Raw genomic sequence first — 16,261 nt, forward strand, 5'->3', positions numbered from 1 at the left:
TGTTTAGGTAGACAATTTATCATCGCGTATTTCCAACCACTGTGCAAACTGGTGATTATGTTCACCTAATTTAGGTGGCGTTTGCTGATATTGATTCGGTGTTAATGAGAATTTGACCGGGTTTGCCACTAAGTCAAGGGTGCCAAAATCTCGATCTGCCATGGTCAGTCGCAACTCGCGCGCGGCCACTTGCTCAAGTTCAAAAACATGTTCAAGATTGTTAATTGGCGCGACTGGTACACCGACCTCTTCCAAACGAGCAAGCCAATAATCACGAGGTTGCTGGATAAAGCGCTTGGCTAACTGTTCAACTAACTGGTTTCGAAATTTAACCCGCATGGCGTTAGTTGCATAGCGCGAATCAGCTGTTAGTTCACTTAGTTCCAGCACCTGACAACAACGGGCGAACTGTTGATCGTTACCCACCGCAAGGTACAAATAATCATCAGCGGTAGCAAATGCTTGATAAGGAACAATACTCGGGTGCGCGGTTCCCAAGCGCTCGGGCACCTGTTTTGACACTAAGTAACTGCTCGCTTGATTGGCCAACATGGCAACTTGAGTATCAAACAGTGACAAATCGATATGCTGGCCAACGCCCGACTGGTGGCGATAATGCAATGCCGCCAATATTGCACTTACCGCATACATGCCTGTCATAATATCTGTGACAGCAATACCGACTTTTTGCGGCTGGCCGCCGCTTTGTTCAGCTTCACCAGTAATACTCATTAAACCACCCATGGCCTGAATCATAGCATCGTAACCCGGCTTTTCAGCATTTGGCCCGGTTTGACCAAAGCCAGTAATTGAGCAGTAAATAAGTCTTGGATTGACCTTAACCAAACTTTGATAATCAAGTCCATATTTGGCTAAATTACCTACTTTGTAATTTTCAACCAAGATATCGGCCTGCGCGATTAACTCAATCAATCGTGCGCGCTGCTCATGGTCTTGAATATCAAGTGTCACTGAACGTTTACCGCGATTTGCCGCTAAAAAATATGCCGATTGTTGCTGGACTGTATCATCACGTAAACCGCCCTGCTTTGCCTTAGTGGTCACAAAAGGTGGCCCCCAGCGACGAGTATCATCGCCAAGTTCGGGTCGCTCGATTTTCCAGACAGTCGCACCGTAATCCGCCAACACTTGGGTTGCCCAAGGGCCGGCAAGAATTCGGGTTAAATCGACGACAACGACATCCGACAATGCTCCAGACATGAAAAAACTCCCGTTTTAACGATGACATATAGAAAGATAACAAAATGAACTTTGTACTAAAGATCAATTAGATACTTGGTTTATTGGGAAAAGGCAACTAAAAATGCACATTTATAGTGCAATTTTATCTAAGCAATCAAGCTTGTTGAACTACACTGAAAACGTGTCTACTGACATAAAGGGGGTTTACTATGAGCTCAGTTTGGACAAATCACGCCAACGACTTAGCGCAATTTCTCGATAATAACAACGAAACTCAAGCACACATGTACCTTGAACAATTGATGCTGTTCCCTGTTGATATTCAGGACAAAATTATCGAAGAAATCAGTCACTTGGTTCAGTGTAGTGGCGAAGATATTGCCCGAATCATCACTCATTATTCTATGATGGAAATACAATAACGACGAAAACTGCGCGAATTCGCTTAACGCGACAACTGCTGTTGTCTCAGTGCGGCGATTTCATCCCTTAACTTAGCAGCTTGTTCAAACTCTAAATTCTGCGCGTGCGCAAGCATAGTGTTTTCAAGCTGCTTCACTTGCTCATCAATTTGTTCAACCGTTAAGCTTTGATAATTAGCTTTTGGCTCTGCCACTTTTGCCAGCTGATTAGACTGCTCACTATCAACGCCGACATCCATGACATCGGTAATCTTGCGAATAACGCCTTTTGGCGTAATACCATTGGCTAAATTGTGTTGCTCTTGTTTGGCTCGGCGTCGTTCAGTTTCGTCAATTGCTCTGCGCATTGAGCCGGTGATGCGATCAGCGTATAAAATCGCTTTACCATTGACGTTACGCGCCGCTCGTCCCATGGTTTGAATAAGCGAACGCTCTGAGCGCAAAAAGCCTTCTTTATCGGCGTCAAGTACCGCCACTAGCGATACTTCCGGCATATCTAAGCCTTCTCGCAATAAGTTAATGCCAATCAAGACATCAAACTTACCCAAGCGCAAATCGCGGATGATTTCCATGCGCTCAACGGTATCTACATCAGAGTGTAAATAGCGTGCTTTAACTTCGTGCTCGTCTAAGTATTCACTTAAATCTTCCGCCATGCGCTTGGTCAGTGTCGTCGCCAATACGCGATCCCCCTGCGCCACACGTTGTCTAATTTCAGAGAGTAAATCATCGACTTGTGTGTCTACCGGGCGAATTTCAATAACAGGGTCAAGCAACCCGGTTGGGCGAACTACCTGCTCCGCCACTTCACCTGAAGACTTTTCAAGCTCATAGTCACTTGGCGTAGCCGATACGTAAATAGTTTGTGGTGCAAGTGCTTCAAATTCGTCAAATTTAAGCGGACGATTATCTAGCGCCGATGGCAAACGAAAACCGTACTGCACTAAGTTTTCTTTACGAGAGCGATCGCCTTTGTACATGGCACCGATTTGCGGCACCGTAACGTGAGACTCGTCAATGACCAATAAACCGTCGTCGGGTAAATAATCAAACAAGGTTGGTGGCGCTTCGCCGTCGGCTCGGCCAGACAAATAGCGCGAGTAATTTTCAATACCAGAGCAATAGCCAAGCTCGGTCATCATTTCAATATCGAACTGAGTGCGCTGGACAATGCGCTGCTCTTCAATCAATTGATTGTTATCTTTGAGCTGCTTAGCGCGATCTTTAAGCTCTATTTTAATGCTCTCTACCGCCGATAATACTCTATCGCGTGGCGTCGCATAGTGAGTTTTAGGGTAAACCGTTACTCTTGCCAAGGTTCGCTCAACCTGGCCGGTTAATGGGTCAAATTCATTGATTCGTTCAATTTCTTCATCGAATAATTCAACCCGCAGTGCTAAACGATCAGATTCAGCCGGGAAGATGTCAATGACATCGCCGCGAACGCGATAAGTTGCCCGCTGAAACGCAGCGTCGTTGCGAGTATATTGCAGCTCAGCTAAACGCCTTAAAATATCGCGCTGATTAATAATGTCGCCTTGGCGCAAGTGCAACATCATCTTTAAGTAAGAATCGGGATCACCTAAGCCGTATATCGCCGATACCGAGGCGACAATCACCACATCGCGACGTTCAAGCAACGCCTTTGTTGCTGACAAGCGCATTTGCTCAATGTGATCGTTTATCGAGGCGTCTTTTTCGATAAAAGTATCTGTTGTCGGTACGTAAGCTTCTGGTTGATAGTAATCGTAGTAAGAAACAAAGTATTCAACGGCATTATTTGGAAAAAACTCTTTCATCTCGCCATAAAGTTGAGCGGCAAGGGTTTTATTGGGCGCCAACAACATCGTTGGTCGATTGAGTTTTGCGATAACATTCGCCATGGTAAAGGTTTTACCTGAGCCAGTTACGCCAAGCAGAGTTTGATGGGCTAAGCCAGCATCAACACCCTCGAGAAGTTGCGCAATTGCTGTCGGTTGGTCGCCGCTTGGTGTGTAGTCAGACACCAATTCCATGTTTTTCACTACGAAACTACCTCATTTCCTGACAAAGATGCTTTAAATTGTTTATCAAAATAATAATAAGACAAACACGCCATCACTAAATTGCCCAGCAAGGCACCGACAAAGAAGCCTTCTAAGCCATAAATTAAACTGCCAATGTAAGCCAGTGGTACATAACAGACAAACAAACGAATAACACTTAACACTAAGGCAACCATAGGTTTGTGCAGGGCATTAAACGACGAATTAGTCAGGATAATGATCCCTTGTAAACCGTAGCCCAGCGGCAAAATCCAGATAAAGAGTTGAATAACATCTGCCACGGCTTGTTCTTTTGCAAAGGCATCAGCAATCCAAGGCGCTGTCGCCACAAGTAACAAGTAGACCAGGACTTGCCAGATCATGACAAACTTAATAGATGTTTTATAACCTGCTTCGACTCGCTCCATTTTGCCAGCACCAAAATTTTGGCTGATAAACGGAGGCAACGTCATTGATAACGTTAACACGATTAGACAGGCTATCGATTCAATTCTTGAACCAACACCAAAGGCAGCAACTGCTGACTCTCCATATTTAGCAACAATTGCTGTTAAAACGGCAGCTGCAATTGGCGTCAACATATTCGCGCCAGCCGCAGGTAAACCGATGTGTAATATACTCGAACCCGATTTTAAAATTTCTTTGATAGATAACAGTTGTCGGTGGATTAAATCGCGTTTGATCAAAATGTATAACACTAAGCCAAAACCAAAGACCCAAGAAATTAACGTAGCAATGGCAGCGCCTTGAATGCCCATTGCTGGAATGGGCCCAAAACCAAAAATAAAAACGGGATCTAAAACGGCGTTAACCAAGCCGGAGCTGCCCATGACCATACTTGGCGTTTTGGTATCGCCAGCCGCGCGTAATATTGCGTTACCAATCATCGGCCCCATCAAGCCAATACTGCCGAGAAACCATATGTCCATGTATTGTCTAATCAATGGCATCAGCTCTTGACTGGCACCAAGCAAATAAAACACCGGCTCAGTAAACAAGTAGCCCAAGCTAGCCAACACAATAATGACCACCGCTGTGACATAAAAAGCAGCCGTACCCGACGCTTTTGCTTTTTCGTGATCACCCGTGCCAACCGCTCGAGCGACAACTGCAGAGGTGCCAATGCCAAGCCCTATGGTCAGACTAATAACAGTGAAAGTAATTGGAAAGGTAAAACTAATCGCTGCCAAGGGTTGAGTGCCGAGTAGACCAACAAAGAATGTGTCGACTAAATTAAATGTCATCAGTAACACCATTCCGTAGATCATTGGAATAGTAATACGCTTTAATGTTGGTGCTACCGGATCGGTTAATAAATCAACGTTACGGCCTGAAGATGATTTTGTCATGAAAACTGCAATTAACTTTGGATAATGTCTGCCATGCGGCAAAGTGAATTATTGTAAAAGATACCTAAAAGAGGTGCTATCTAAATATTATCTTTCTTTATATAACTCAAATCATACGCTAAAAATTGTCACGATATTATTCCAAACGATGAACCGAGTTGTTTTTGCGTTAAGTGTTATTACGCATAAACAAAAGTGGTCGACCAATTTTGTTCAAAAAACTAACAAAATCTTTGCGGCGCACTGTTTTCCATTGTTGAAACATTTACACCCTGTTAACTCACATAGTTATCCACAGCTTTTGTGTATAGTTGCAAGTTCTTAAGTCAATTGAACGAATAGTAGCTAAATTGTTGACCTTAAAGTTGAATAGCCAGATTAAAGCGCAATAAATGTCGCTAAAATAAGCAAACGATGTTTTTTTTAATTTTTTGTGTTGACAGCTAAGCAAGTGGCCTTTAACATTCGCCTCCGTTAACAACTAGTGCATATTAAACACGGTTATTAACGAGAAAGAATTATTCCCCTGTAGCTCAGTTGGTTAGAGCGGTGGACTGTTAATCCATGTGTCGTCTGTTCAAATCAGACCAGGGGAGCCACTTTCAGATAATGGCTTAATCGCAGTTATCAAAAAATCATTCCCCTGTAGCTCAGTTTATTAGAGCATTGGGTTGTCGAAAGCACTGTTAATCCTTGTCTTTCAGCGTAAAACAAAATGAATTATTCCCCTGTAGCTCAGTTGGTTAGAGCGGTGGACTGTTAATCCATGTGTCGTCTGTTCAAATCAGACCAGGGGAGCCACTTTCAGATAATGGCTTAATTGCGGTTATCAAAAATCTAAAATTACTATTAAGTTTTAGATTAAAAATAAATTATTCCCCTGTAGCTCAGTTGGTTAGAGCGGTGGACTGTTAATCCATGTGTCGTCTGTTCAAATCAGACCAGGGGAGCCACTTTCAGATAATGGCTCAATTGCGGTTATCAAAAAATTATTACCCTGTAGCTCAGTTTATTAGAGCATTGGGTTGTCGAAAGCACTGTTAATCCTTGTCTTTCAGCGTAAAACAATAACTAATTATTCCCCTGTAGCTCAGTTGGTTAGAGCGGTGGACTGTTAATCCATGTGTCGTCTGTTCAAATCAGACCAGGGGAGCCACTTTAAAAAGCCTGCATTTGCAGGTTTTTTCGTTTTAGAAAAAATTAACCTTCTTTCTTCTCGTCTCAAACTACTCTTTGTGTAAAATAAATGTTAAATTTAACATTCATCTGCAGCAAAGGAATGATTAATGTTCAGGATTTTATCTTCATTCGCACTTAGCGTACTAGTAGTTTTAGCGGCTCAAGCTCAATTAGCCGATAAAAGTGAAATCAAACCCGCTCAGCACGTAACCACATTCATTGAAGCAAATGTTATTAAGCGTGTGGAACCAAAATATCCGATGAGCTCAGCAAAAAATGGTCATGAAGGCTGGGTGGTCGTTAGTTATGTTATAGAACCGGATGGCAAAACCAGCAATGCCATCATAGAAGCATCTTCTGGTGGCAAGGGCTTTGAACGAGAAGCACTAAAAGCAATTAGAAAGTGGCGCTATACTCCGGCAACAGAAGACGGCCAAGCGATTCAGCAATGCCAAAATTCTGTACAAATAGACTTTAAAATGGGTTTATCTACAAATAATGATGTCAGCAAACGTTTTATGCGCTTTTATCAAAAAGCCAAAAAAGATCTCGAAGACAATAAACTAGATGATGTGAAAGCTGCTCTTAGTGAACTAGGTGAACGATCATTGGTTACTCACGCTGAGCACCGCTTCTTAAACTACATAAAACTTGACTTAGCTAGAGCGACAAACAACCTAGATTTAGAATACAAGTCTTTAACTAACATATTGAAGTTTAGTGATTTTTATAATTACCGACGAAAACTGAATGACGCAGAACACAAAACAGTTATCAGAGATCCTAAGAGTGAAAAATTATACAGTTCTATACTGGGCAGAAAGCTTGTAATTGAGTTAACACAAAATAAAATCAATCAAGCGCTGCTATCAACAGACAACCTATTATTGTTAGACCATGATGACGAAATTCATATACGCTACCAACAACAACGTCAAAAAATTATTGATTTTATCGAAAGCAACAAGGTTTTAGTTACTGACGCGTCAATCGAGACAAGAGATTTCTGGCAATATCGACTTGTGCGAAACAATTTCTCATTTGATCAAATTAATGGCCAGCTTCACAAACTCGATATCCGCTGCAATAACAAGCGCCATGTCTACACAATTAATGACCAAAGTACGTGGAAAATTCCTAAGTCTTGGCAAAAATGTCAGTTATTTGTTTATGGTGATAACAATACAACCTTTAAATTGATTGAACACGGCAACCAAAAAACCACAGACGAACAAGTGGGTCATTCATCAATTAGTGGTTGAAAATTGGCAAAAACGCCTGTTTAATCTTGTCAATTTCAATCACTCAAGCTGACTAGTAACTTGCTAGTCAGCACTAAATAACTAGATGTTAGACCTGACCTTAATCGCCCTATTTATCCCCACTATCCTACTTATTAGCATTACACCTGGTATGTGTATGACCTTAGCAATGACGCTGGGTATGACCATAGGTGTGCGCAAAACGCTGTGGATGATGCTGGGGGAGTTGCTTGGCGTTGGTATTGTTGCCAGTGCTGCGGTCTTAGGTATCGCAGCAATTATGCTTAACTTTCCGGCGCTATTTACCGCTCTTAAAGTCGTCGGTGCACTGTACTTGGGTTATATCGCCGTCAATATGTGGCGAAATGCCAAGCACAACTCAACTGAGCAAACCATTGATATCAAATCAAAAAAACAGCTATTTACCCAAGGGTTAATCACTGCTTTAGCCAATCCAAAAGGCTGGGCGTTTATGGTTTCTTTATTGCCGCCCTTTATTAATTATCAACAGGCGTTAACGCCCCAACTCATTATTTTAGTTACACTTATTTTAAGTTCTGAATTTATCTGCATGATGCTATATGCCACAGGTGGTAAGTCCTTGGCGAAAATACTCAAGCGAGGCGATAAAGTCATTTGGTTATATCGTGGTTCCGCATTACTGATGATGGTAATTGCATGTTGGTTGTTGCTAAGTTCTACTCACTAGCACTTAACTAACGCCAAATAATCAGTATTGATAACTGGGAAACTCAATCGAAAAACGGGTTTCTTGGGCTTTATTTGAATCATCGAGATATTCGACAATAAGCCATGCTTGCCACCTCATTTGCGGTGCTGAACAGCTGCCTAATTGGGTGTTAAAGACGACATTTAGGCTATCTTCATCATCACTTTTCATCATTTCATCGCTAAATAATGGAATTTTCCCCATATACATATTGACCCCTTCCAAGTAACCAGAAACCTTTGTGATGTCAGCAGCACTTTCAATTGTAACAACAATATCAAAAGGGGTTTCGGCGGTGATTCGCGCGAGGTTAAAGCTCACCGCAGCATGGCCTATAGGCAATACCACCTGACATTCACTCTGTCCTTCAATGCATTGCGGAGCTTGATAGTTTACTTGCTCAGTTTGCTTTGGCTGACAAGCAAATAACAGTGCCAAAAGCACGAGCTGTATAGCGACTGACAAAGGTGTTTTAACGGTCATTTAACGTACAACTTTTTATTGATAAAAATCAATTTTACCCAATTTTTACAAGGCCTTGGTGGATTCTGACTTTTTTTTTGATTTAGAACAGGTTTTACTCGTTCTTGTAATGACTTTGACTAGTTAAATCATTATCATGCGCTCGGGTTTAAAAGTTAGCATTAGGTTTGTGTTTTATCTAGCAATAGATGTTACAATCTTGCTTAGTGTAAAAAACTGTAAAATCCATTAATTTCGATTAAAATTATAACTGCGGAAACCAAAACATGAGTCAAAGTAATACGTCAGCAGTTGACTACAATATGACCGTTGTACGTCAGTTCACTGTAATGACTGTCATCTGGGGATTCGTCGGTACGCTAGTCGGTGTTCTTATTGCTGCGCAATTAATTTGGCCAGCTTTAAACTTTGAAACCCCCTGGCTAACCTACTCCCGTCTTCGTCCACTTCATACCAATGCGGTAATCTTCGCATTTGGTACTAGTGCTTTATTTGCTACTTCATACTACGTTGTTCAACGTACGTGTAAAACCGCGCTATTTGGCGGCAAGTTAGCATCTTTTACCTTCTGGGGCTGGCAAGCAATTATTGTTGCCGCTGTAATCACCTTACCGCTAGGTTTTACATCAAGTAAAGAATATGCTGAATTGGAATGGCCAATTGATATTGCCATTGCCGTTGTTTGGGTCTCATACGCCATTGTATTCTTTGGCACGGTCGTTAAGAGAACAACATCGCATATTTACGTAGCAAACTGGTTCTTTGGTGGTTTCATTATTACCGTTGCCGTTTTACACATTGGTAACAGTATGGCGATCCCAGTTTCTATGATGAAGTCTTACTCATTATACTCAGGTGCTATCGATGCGATGATGCAATGGTGGTACGGCCATAACGCGGTAGGTTTCCTACTAACTGCTGGTTTCCTAGGTATGATGTATTACTTTGTTCCTAAACAAGCTGAACGCCCGGTATATTCTTACCGCTTATCAATCGTTCACTTCTGGGCACTAGTTTCTCTATACATTTGGGCGGGTCCTCACCACTTGCACTACACCGCTTTACCTGATTGGGCTCAATCAGTTGGTATGGTAATGTCAGTTGTTCTATTCTTGCCATCTTGGGGTGGTATGATCAACGGTATCATGACCTTATCAGGCGCTTGGCACAAACTTCGCCACGACCCAATTTTACGCTTTTTAATTGTTTCATTGTCTTTCTACGGTATGTCTACTTTTGAAGGTCCGATGATGGCAATTAAATCGGTTAACGCATTGTCTCACTACACTGACTGGACTGTTGGTCACGTACATTCAGGTGCTTTAGGTTGGGTTGCTATGGTATCAATTGGTGCTATGTACCACTTAATCCCTGTATTGTTTAACCAAGAGCGCATGTACAGCATTCGTTTAATCAACACTCACTTCTGGATGCACACTGCCGGTATTGTTTTATACATCGTTGCTATGTGGATTTCAGGTGTTATGCAAGGCTTAATGTGGCGTGCAGTTAACACTGACGGTACCTTAACTTACAGCTTCGTTGAAAGTTTAACCGCTTCATACCCATTCTACTTCATGCGTTTCTTAGGTGGTGTATTAGTAGTAGCAGGCTTTGGTTTAATGATTTACAACATGCTGAAAACTATCAGTGCTGAAAACAACAGCTTGAAGAAAGTTGAAGTAGCATAGGAGCGCCACAATGCAAAATAAACATGAAATTTTAGAAAAAAGTGTTGGTTGGTTCTTCATCTTTACTATTATGGCAATCAGTATTGGTGGCTTAGTGGAAATTACCCCACTATTCTTCCAAAAAGAAACCACTCAGCCGGTAGATAACTTGCGTCCATACACAGCGTTAGAGCTTGAAGGCCGCGACGTATACATTCGCGAAGGTTGTAACGTTTGTCACAGTCAAATGATCAGACCATTCCGCGCAGAAACTGAGCGTTACGGTCACTACTCTGTTGCTGGTGAGCACGTTTGGGAACATCCGTTCCTATGGGGCTCTAAGCGTACAGGTCCTGATCTAGCTCGTGTTGGCGGCCGTTACAGTGATGACTGGCATCGCGCTCACTTAATTGACCCACGCTCTGTAGTGCCTGAGTCAAACATGCCATCGTTCAAATGGTTACAAGAAGCTGAGCTTGATGGTCAACTTACGGCAAAGAAGATGGAAACGTTCAACTTCTTAACCCGTAACCGCAGCCATAAAGACGAGAATGGTCAACCTATTCCTTTATATTCTGAAGATGATATTAAAGCTGCTAAAACCGCAGTTAAAGGTAAAACCGAAATGGATGCCATTATTGCCTACTTGCAATCGCTTGGTCACGCGTTGAAGTAAAGACCATGGATTACGGTACACTTAGAGGCTTTTTTGCCCTACTTATATTGGCACTTTTTATCATCATTGTGGTTTGGGCCTACAGCAAAAGACAAAAGTCGTCTTTTGATGAAGCAGCAACGTCTATCTTTGAAGAAGATGAAAACAAAGATAACGCGCCAAACCACAAGGTAACTAACAAACAGGAGACTAATAATAATGTCTAGTTTCTGGAGTATATGGGTTTCGGTTCTTACCCTAGGCACCTTGGTCGGTTGCTTCTTGCTACTGCGCTGGTGTTTAAAGAACTTTGCAGGTGTTGGCGAAGGCGAGTCAATGGGACACGAATTCGACGGTATCGAAGAGTTAAACAATCCACTACCAAAATGGTGGAGTACCTTCTTCTTATTAACCATTATCTGGGGCTTTTTATACTTAGCGCTATACCCAGGTTTAGGTAACTGGCAAGGCCTTTTAGGTTGGAAATCGTCTAACCAAGGTATTACTAGCTTAGAAGAGTCAAAAGCAGCAACTGCTGCCGCTAAAGAAAATGGCTTACTTGTTGAGTACGACCGCGAAGTAGCGCGTGCTGACGAGAAGTTTGGTCCTATTTTCCAAGCATACGCAGAGCGCAGCATTGAAGACCTAGCCACTGATGAAGAAGCGTTAAAAGTAGGTCAACGCCTATTTTTACAAAACTGTTCACAGTGTCACGGTTCTGATGCTCGTGGTACCACAGGCTTCCCTAACCTAACTGACAAAGACTGGTTATACGGCGGCACACCTGCTGATATCAAACATTCATTACTATACGGCCGCAAAGCCAACGGTATGATGGCTTGGTCAACAGCACTAGGCGGTGAGCAAGGCGTGAAAGACGTAGCAGCTTACGTTCTAAGCTTAAGCGGTCGCGAAGCTAAAGAAGGTGATGCAGCTAAAGGTCAAACCCAATTTGCTATGTGTATGGCGTGTCACGGCCCACAAGGTCAAGGCAGTTTAGCAATGGGTATTCCTCTTGGCGCACCTAACCTAACTGATGATATCTGGTTGTATGGTCCATCAGAGCGCGCTGTTCAAGAATCAATCCGCAACGGCCGCGCCGGTGTGATGCCAGCATGGTTAGATATCTTAGGTGAAGAGAAAATTCACTTAGTCAGTGCGTATGTTTACAGCTTATCGCAAGATAAATAAGAAATAACCACTGTTTAATCGCAAAAGCCCTGTTAGTAATAACGGGGCTTTTTTATTGGCCGATAATAAAAACGGTGCGAAAAATAAAACTTGCGCTAGCACAAAGATTTAGCGCTTTTATTGGTGAGCATTTAAGAAACAGGATATAATGCTTGCCAAATTTACTTTTACAATTTTTGTCATTTCCATGAAAACAGCTTGGTATAAAGAGCCTTGGGCTTGGTTAGTATTTATTCTTCCATTCACTGCCGTTGTCGCTGGCATTGCCACCGTATTTATCGCCAACCACGAACCCGATGCACTGGTTGTTGGCGACTATTACAAAAAAGGTAAAGCGATTAACTTAGAGCTGTCAAAAGTTAAACAAGCGCAAAAGCTCGGGATTAAATTTGCCATCAAATTCGATAATAACCAGCTAGTGGTTAAACCAACCGGCATAGAGAAAGAATTTCCGGTATTAAATGTCAACTTCTACCACCCTACTCAAGCTGATAAAGACTTTTATTTAGCCTTAACCGCCGACGGTAACGGTTTATTTAGACATCACGTTGAACAGTCAGTTAACGGCAAGTGGCGCATTACTATTACACCGTTTGAAAATCACTGGAAAGTGCAAAACACGTTGAGCTTGCCACAGTCAGACTTTGTTGATTTTCTGCCAGATCCAACCAAAGCTATTTAAGTTTCGCCTGCCCCTATAGATGTAATAACTAGATGTCTGAAAATTGCTTCCATTGTGACGAGGTAGTTCCAAAGGGAATTGATTTAACGGTCACAATCAACAACGTTGTTCAACCAATGTGCTGCATTGGTTGCCAAGCGGTCGCCCAAACCATTGTTGATAACAACTTAACCGAATATTATCAATTTCGCACCGAACCCGCGCAAAAAGGTGCCGAACTGGTACCTGAACAGCTCAAACGTCATCAATTGCTCGACGACGATCACTTGCAGGATGAATTCACCTACAGTGGTGATGATTACAAAGAAACCATCTTAACCATTGACGGCATTAGCTGTGCCGCCTGTGCTTGGTTGATTGAGATGCAAATAAGCAAACTCAAAGGCGTCGTTAACATTAACGTCAATGCGACTAGCCAGCGGGCAACGGTGCGTTGGCAAGAGCAAACCATTCAGCTCAGCGATATTCTCATTGCCATTGAACACATCGGTTACCAAGCCCTGCCGTTTAAAGCAAGTACCGCAGAGCAGCTCAATCAAACGCAAAGTAAAAATTTTATTAAACGACTTGGTATTTCTGGCATCTTGATGATGCAAGTGATGATGATCGCGGTTGGGCTTTATTTTGGCGCATTTTCTGGCATGTCAGAGCACACTGAAGTGTATTTGCGTTGGACCAGTTTTTTCTTGTCTATTCCGATTATTTTTTACGGCGCCTACCCGTTTTACATCGGTGCGATAAACGCCTTAAAGTCAAAGCGACTGTCGATGGATGTCCCTGTTTCCATTGCAATATTACTGGCGTTTAGTGCCAGTGCCTGGGCAACCGTTAGTCAACAAGGTGAAGTCTACTTTGAATCGATTTCAATGTTTACTTTCTTGCTCTTAATAGGAAAATTTCTCGAATTTAGGGCTCGCTCGAGAGCGGCACAAATGTCGGCAAACCTACTTAAAATGATGCCGATGACCGCAACCAAGCTAGAGGACAACGAAGAAGTCTTTATTGCCGCGCGCAAATTAAACGTTGCCGACACAGTGTTAATTAAACCCGGTGAAGTTGTGCCCGCAGATGGCGTGATCTTATCGGGCAAAAGTCAGCTCAATGAAGCTATGCTTTCAGGTGAACAGTTGCCGGTTAATAAAACACAAGGTGATACGGTTTTTGCCGGTACTATTAACGGCGACGGCAACCTCACGGTGGAAGTGAAAAAAAGTCCGCAAATGAGCTTTTTGAGTCAACTGATTCGCCTCAGTGAATCATCTCAAGCGTACAAGCCTAAAATCGCTCAGTTGTCAGATAAAATTGCCCAGTACTTTGTTGCAATCATTTTGTTTACTGCCATAGGTACCGCGCTTTATTGGCACCAACACCTGCCTGCAGAAGCATTTTGGATAACCTTATCGGTATTAGTTGCGACCTGCCCTTGTGCTTTATCGTTGGCAACGCCAACAGCGTTAACCTGTGGTACCACTAAGCTCAATAAAAATGGCATTATGATCAAATCTGGTCACGTGATTGAAACCATGCCAAAAGTCGACTGCATTGCGTTTGATAAAACTGGGACTCTAACTGCGGGCCAATTTACCCTTAAAAAGGTATCAATTTTTGACAATAACTACAGCGAAGAACAGTTGCTTGCCATTGCTGCGGCACTTGAGGCTTATTCTGAACATCCGTTGGCAAAAGCTTTCAGCCAGTATCGCGACTTTAGCATTGGTATTGAGCAGGCAGAAGTCACAGCTGGTTCAGGTGTTACCGGTGTATTAGCAGATAAAACTTGGCAAATAGGTAAACCAAGCTGGTTGTTAACAGGTGCTGATTTAACCGAGCATCAACAGGCGCAATGTGTATTGATTGTCGACCAGCAACTTGTTGCCCGCTTTGATTTAGCAGACACCATTCGCGACGATGCCACGCAAGTAATTGACGACTTAAAACAGCAACAAATTAAGCCACTGATGCTCTCTGGTGATAACAGTCACGGTTGTCAGCAAGTAGCCAATGTTGTTGGCATTGATGATAACAATGTCAAAGCGAGTTTGACTGCTGAAGATAAGATGACGTTTGTCAAAGCCGAACAAGGACAACACACAGTCGCCATGATTGGCGACGGCATTAACGATACGCCAGTATTTAGTGCCGCCCATATTGCTATAGCCATGGGCAGCGGTACTGACGTTGCTAAAACTGGTGCCGACGTGATTTTATTGAACAATCAATTGTCATCTTTAACTAAGCTGCAACAGGTCGCGAAAAAGACCCAAAAGATTATCTGGCAAAATTACCTGTGGGCCTTTGGTTATAATGCTATTATATTACCACTGGCGGTTGCTGGCATGATAACGCCTTACATGGCGGTTATCGGTATGTCTGCCAGTTCAATTTTAGTTATTACCAACTCGCTGCGGTTATTAAAGTAATGTCGATCATCTATGTCTTAATTCCAGTCGCTATCATCCTTACCATCGTCGGTATCTATGCGTTTTTCTGGGCGGTTAAAACCGAGCAGTTTAACGACCTAGAAAAAGAAGGGATGAGTATTTTATTTGACGATAAAAAATCAGAGTCAGAACCGAATGGCACGGATAAACAAGATGACTCGGCAGTTGAGCAAACCAAAATAGCGACTGACAGCGACGACAAATCCTCTCAGTAATATCAAGACTAACACCGGCGAATATCGTTTTTCATGAGCTTAGACTATTTCTCTGCCCTACTGATAGGTTTACTCGGCGCCGGCCACTGCCTTGGCATGTGTGGTGGGGTTACGGGTATGCTAACCTCGGCACTAGGCCAGCAGCAAAAATCGACTCAGCGCGCGCGCTTAGTACTAGCATATAACCTAGGTCGCATCGGTTCATATACCCTAATGGGCGCAATTGTTGGCTTTACCGGGTCAATTGCCGCTAAAAATATTGGCCTACCAATCGCGGGCCTGCGCCTAGTTGCCGCAATATTTTTAATTTTCTTGGGGCTGTATATTGGCCAATGGTTAATGTGGTTAAGCCACGTAGAACGTTTAGGCAAAGGCCTATGGCAAAAACTCGCACCGTTAAACAAACAACTCATTCCTGTTAACAGCACCAGTAAAGCCCTGGGTTTAGGCGCTTTGTGGGGCTGGTTGCCATGTGGTTTAGTATATTCAACCCTAACTTGGTCAATCGCTAGCGGCAGCGCGCGTAATGGCGCGCTAATTATGCTGTTTTTCGGTCTTGGTACTTTGCCAGCGCTACTGACAATGTCGTTAGGTATAATATCGCTAAAGAGCCTCCTAAAAAATTTCTGGTTTAGGCAAGTAACTGCTGTGTTACTAATAATTTACGGTATTTACAGCTTAGTGATTGCATATCAACTATTGTTTTAATACCATACGCCTAACTATTAAATTTT

General features: G+C 42.7%; 15 protein-coding genes and 4 tRNA genes. 15 read left to right on the forward strand and 4 right to left on the reverse strand.

What is annotated here, in order from left to right:
• Positions 1-3 precede the first annotated feature (3 nt).
• Positions 4-1,221 carry a CaiB/BaiF CoA-transferase family protein gene (locus tag J7384_RS13420; protein WP_209114880.1) on the reverse strand — a complete coding sequence of 406 codons (1,218 nt, stop codon included), beginning with the start codon at positions 1,219-1,221 and terminating at the stop codon, positions 4-6.
• A 191-nt stretch (positions 1,222-1,412) separates the two neighbouring features.
• Between J7384_RS13420 and J7384_RS13425 the strand changes: the two genes are divergently transcribed.
• Positions 1,413-1,625, forward strand: coding sequence for a hypothetical protein (locus J7384_RS13425; protein ID WP_209114882.1), 213 nt, complete (start codon positions 1,413-1,415; stop codon positions 1,623-1,625).
• A gap of 23 nt (positions 1,626-1,648) precedes the next feature.
• Here J7384_RS13425 and uvrB read toward each other — a convergent pair whose 3' ends face one another.
• Complete coding sequence (uvrB, locus tag J7384_RS13430; protein ID WP_209114978.1) at positions 1,649-3,640, reverse strand: excinuclease ABC subunit UvrB; 1,992 nt, start codon at positions 3,638-3,640, stop codon at positions 1,649-1,651.
• Positions 3,641-3,648: 8 nt separating this feature from the next.
• A complete protein-coding gene (locus tag J7384_RS13435) occupies positions 3,649-5,019 on the reverse strand; it encodes an MATE family efflux transporter (RefSeq protein WP_209114884.1) in 1,371 nt (456 codons plus the stop codon).
• 522 nt (positions 5,020-5,541) lie between these two features.
• On the opposite strand from J7384_RS13435, the gene J7384_RS13440 reads away from it, so the two are divergent.
• From J7384_RS13440 to J7384_RS13465, 6 genes are all read left to right on the forward strand, one after another.
• Positions 5,542-5,618 (forward strand) — tRNA-Asn (locus tag J7384_RS13440).
• A gap of 125 nt (positions 5,619-5,743) precedes the next feature.
• Positions 5,744-5,820, forward strand: a tRNA-Asn gene (locus J7384_RS13445).
• 75 nt (positions 5,821-5,895) lie between these two features.
• Positions 5,896-5,972 (forward strand) — tRNA-Asn (locus J7384_RS13450).
• A 126-nt stretch (positions 5,973-6,098) separates the two neighbouring features.
• A tRNA-Asn gene (locus tag J7384_RS13455) sits at positions 6,099-6,175 on the forward strand.
• Positions 6,176-6,305: 130 nt separating this feature from the next.
• Positions 6,306-7,460: an energy transducer TonB gene (locus tag J7384_RS13460; protein ID WP_209114885.1), complete on the forward strand. Its 1,155-nt coding sequence runs from the start codon at positions 6,306-6,308 to the stop codon at positions 7,458-7,460.
• Between the two features lie 85 nt (positions 7,461-7,545).
• Positions 7,546-8,169, forward strand: a complete 624-nt coding sequence (locus J7384_RS13465; RefSeq protein ID WP_209114887.1) for a LysE family translocator — start codon at positions 7,546-7,548, stop codon at positions 8,167-8,169.
• 21 nt (positions 8,170-8,190) lie between these two features.
• Here the strand turns inward: J7384_RS13465 and J7384_RS13470 are convergent, their stop codons facing one another.
• Complete coding sequence (locus J7384_RS13470; RefSeq protein ID WP_209114889.1) at positions 8,191-8,673, reverse strand: hypothetical protein; 483 nt, start codon at positions 8,671-8,673, stop codon at positions 8,191-8,193.
• Between the two features lie 266 nt (positions 8,674-8,939).
• Between J7384_RS13470 and ccoN the strand changes: the two genes are divergently transcribed.
• The 8 genes from ccoN (at position 8,940) to J7384_RS13510 (ending at position 16,235) form a co-directional block, all read left to right on the forward strand.
• Positions 8,940-10,364, forward strand: a complete 1,425-nt coding sequence (ccoN, locus tag J7384_RS13475) for a cytochrome-c oxidase, cbb3-type subunit I (RefSeq protein ID WP_209114891.1) — start codon at positions 8,940-8,942, stop codon at positions 10,362-10,364.
• A 10-nt stretch (positions 10,365-10,374) separates the two neighbouring features.
• Complete coding sequence (gene ccoO, locus J7384_RS13480; RefSeq protein ID WP_209114893.1) at positions 10,375-11,019, forward strand: cytochrome-c oxidase, cbb3-type subunit II; 645 nt, start codon at positions 10,375-10,377, stop codon at positions 11,017-11,019.
• Between the two features lie 5 nt (positions 11,020-11,024).
• Entirely contained in the window at positions 11,025-11,225 is a 201-nt protein-coding gene (locus J7384_RS13485; protein WP_209114895.1) for a CcoQ/FixQ family Cbb3-type cytochrome c oxidase assembly chaperone, read from the forward strand.
• Positions 11,218-12,189, forward strand: coding sequence for a cytochrome-c oxidase, cbb3-type subunit III (ccoP, locus tag J7384_RS13490; protein WP_209114897.1), 972 nt, complete (start codon positions 11,218-11,220; stop codon positions 12,187-12,189). The genes J7384_RS13485 and ccoP overlap by 8 nt, the downstream gene beginning before the upstream one ends.
• A gap of 187 nt (positions 12,190-12,376) precedes the next feature.
• Positions 12,377-12,871, forward strand: coding sequence for a FixH family protein (locus J7384_RS13495; RefSeq protein WP_209114899.1), 495 nt, complete (start codon positions 12,377-12,379; stop codon positions 12,869-12,871).
• Positions 12,872-12,903: 32 nt separating this feature from the next.
• Positions 12,904-15,291, forward strand: coding sequence for a heavy metal translocating P-type ATPase (locus J7384_RS13500; protein WP_209114900.1), 2,388 nt, complete (start codon positions 12,904-12,906; stop codon positions 15,289-15,291).
• Positions 15,291-15,527 (forward strand): cbb3-type cytochrome oxidase assembly protein CcoS, encoded by a 237-nt coding sequence (ccoS, locus tag J7384_RS13505; RefSeq protein WP_209114902.1) that lies wholly within the window; start codon positions 15,291-15,293, stop codon positions 15,525-15,527. The genes J7384_RS13500 and ccoS overlap by 1 nt, the downstream gene beginning before the upstream one ends.
• Before the next feature lie 33 nt (positions 15,528-15,560).
• Complete coding sequence (locus J7384_RS13510; protein WP_209114904.1) at positions 15,561-16,235, forward strand: sulfite exporter TauE/SafE family protein; 675 nt, start codon at positions 15,561-15,563, stop codon at positions 16,233-16,235.
• Positions 16,236-16,261 lie beyond the last annotated feature (26 nt).

It is taken from the genome of Endozoicomonas sp. G2_1, from assembly GCF_017744155.1.
Taxonomy (GTDB): Bacteria; Pseudomonadota; Gammaproteobacteria; order Enterobacterales; family Alteromonadaceae; genus JAGHQT01.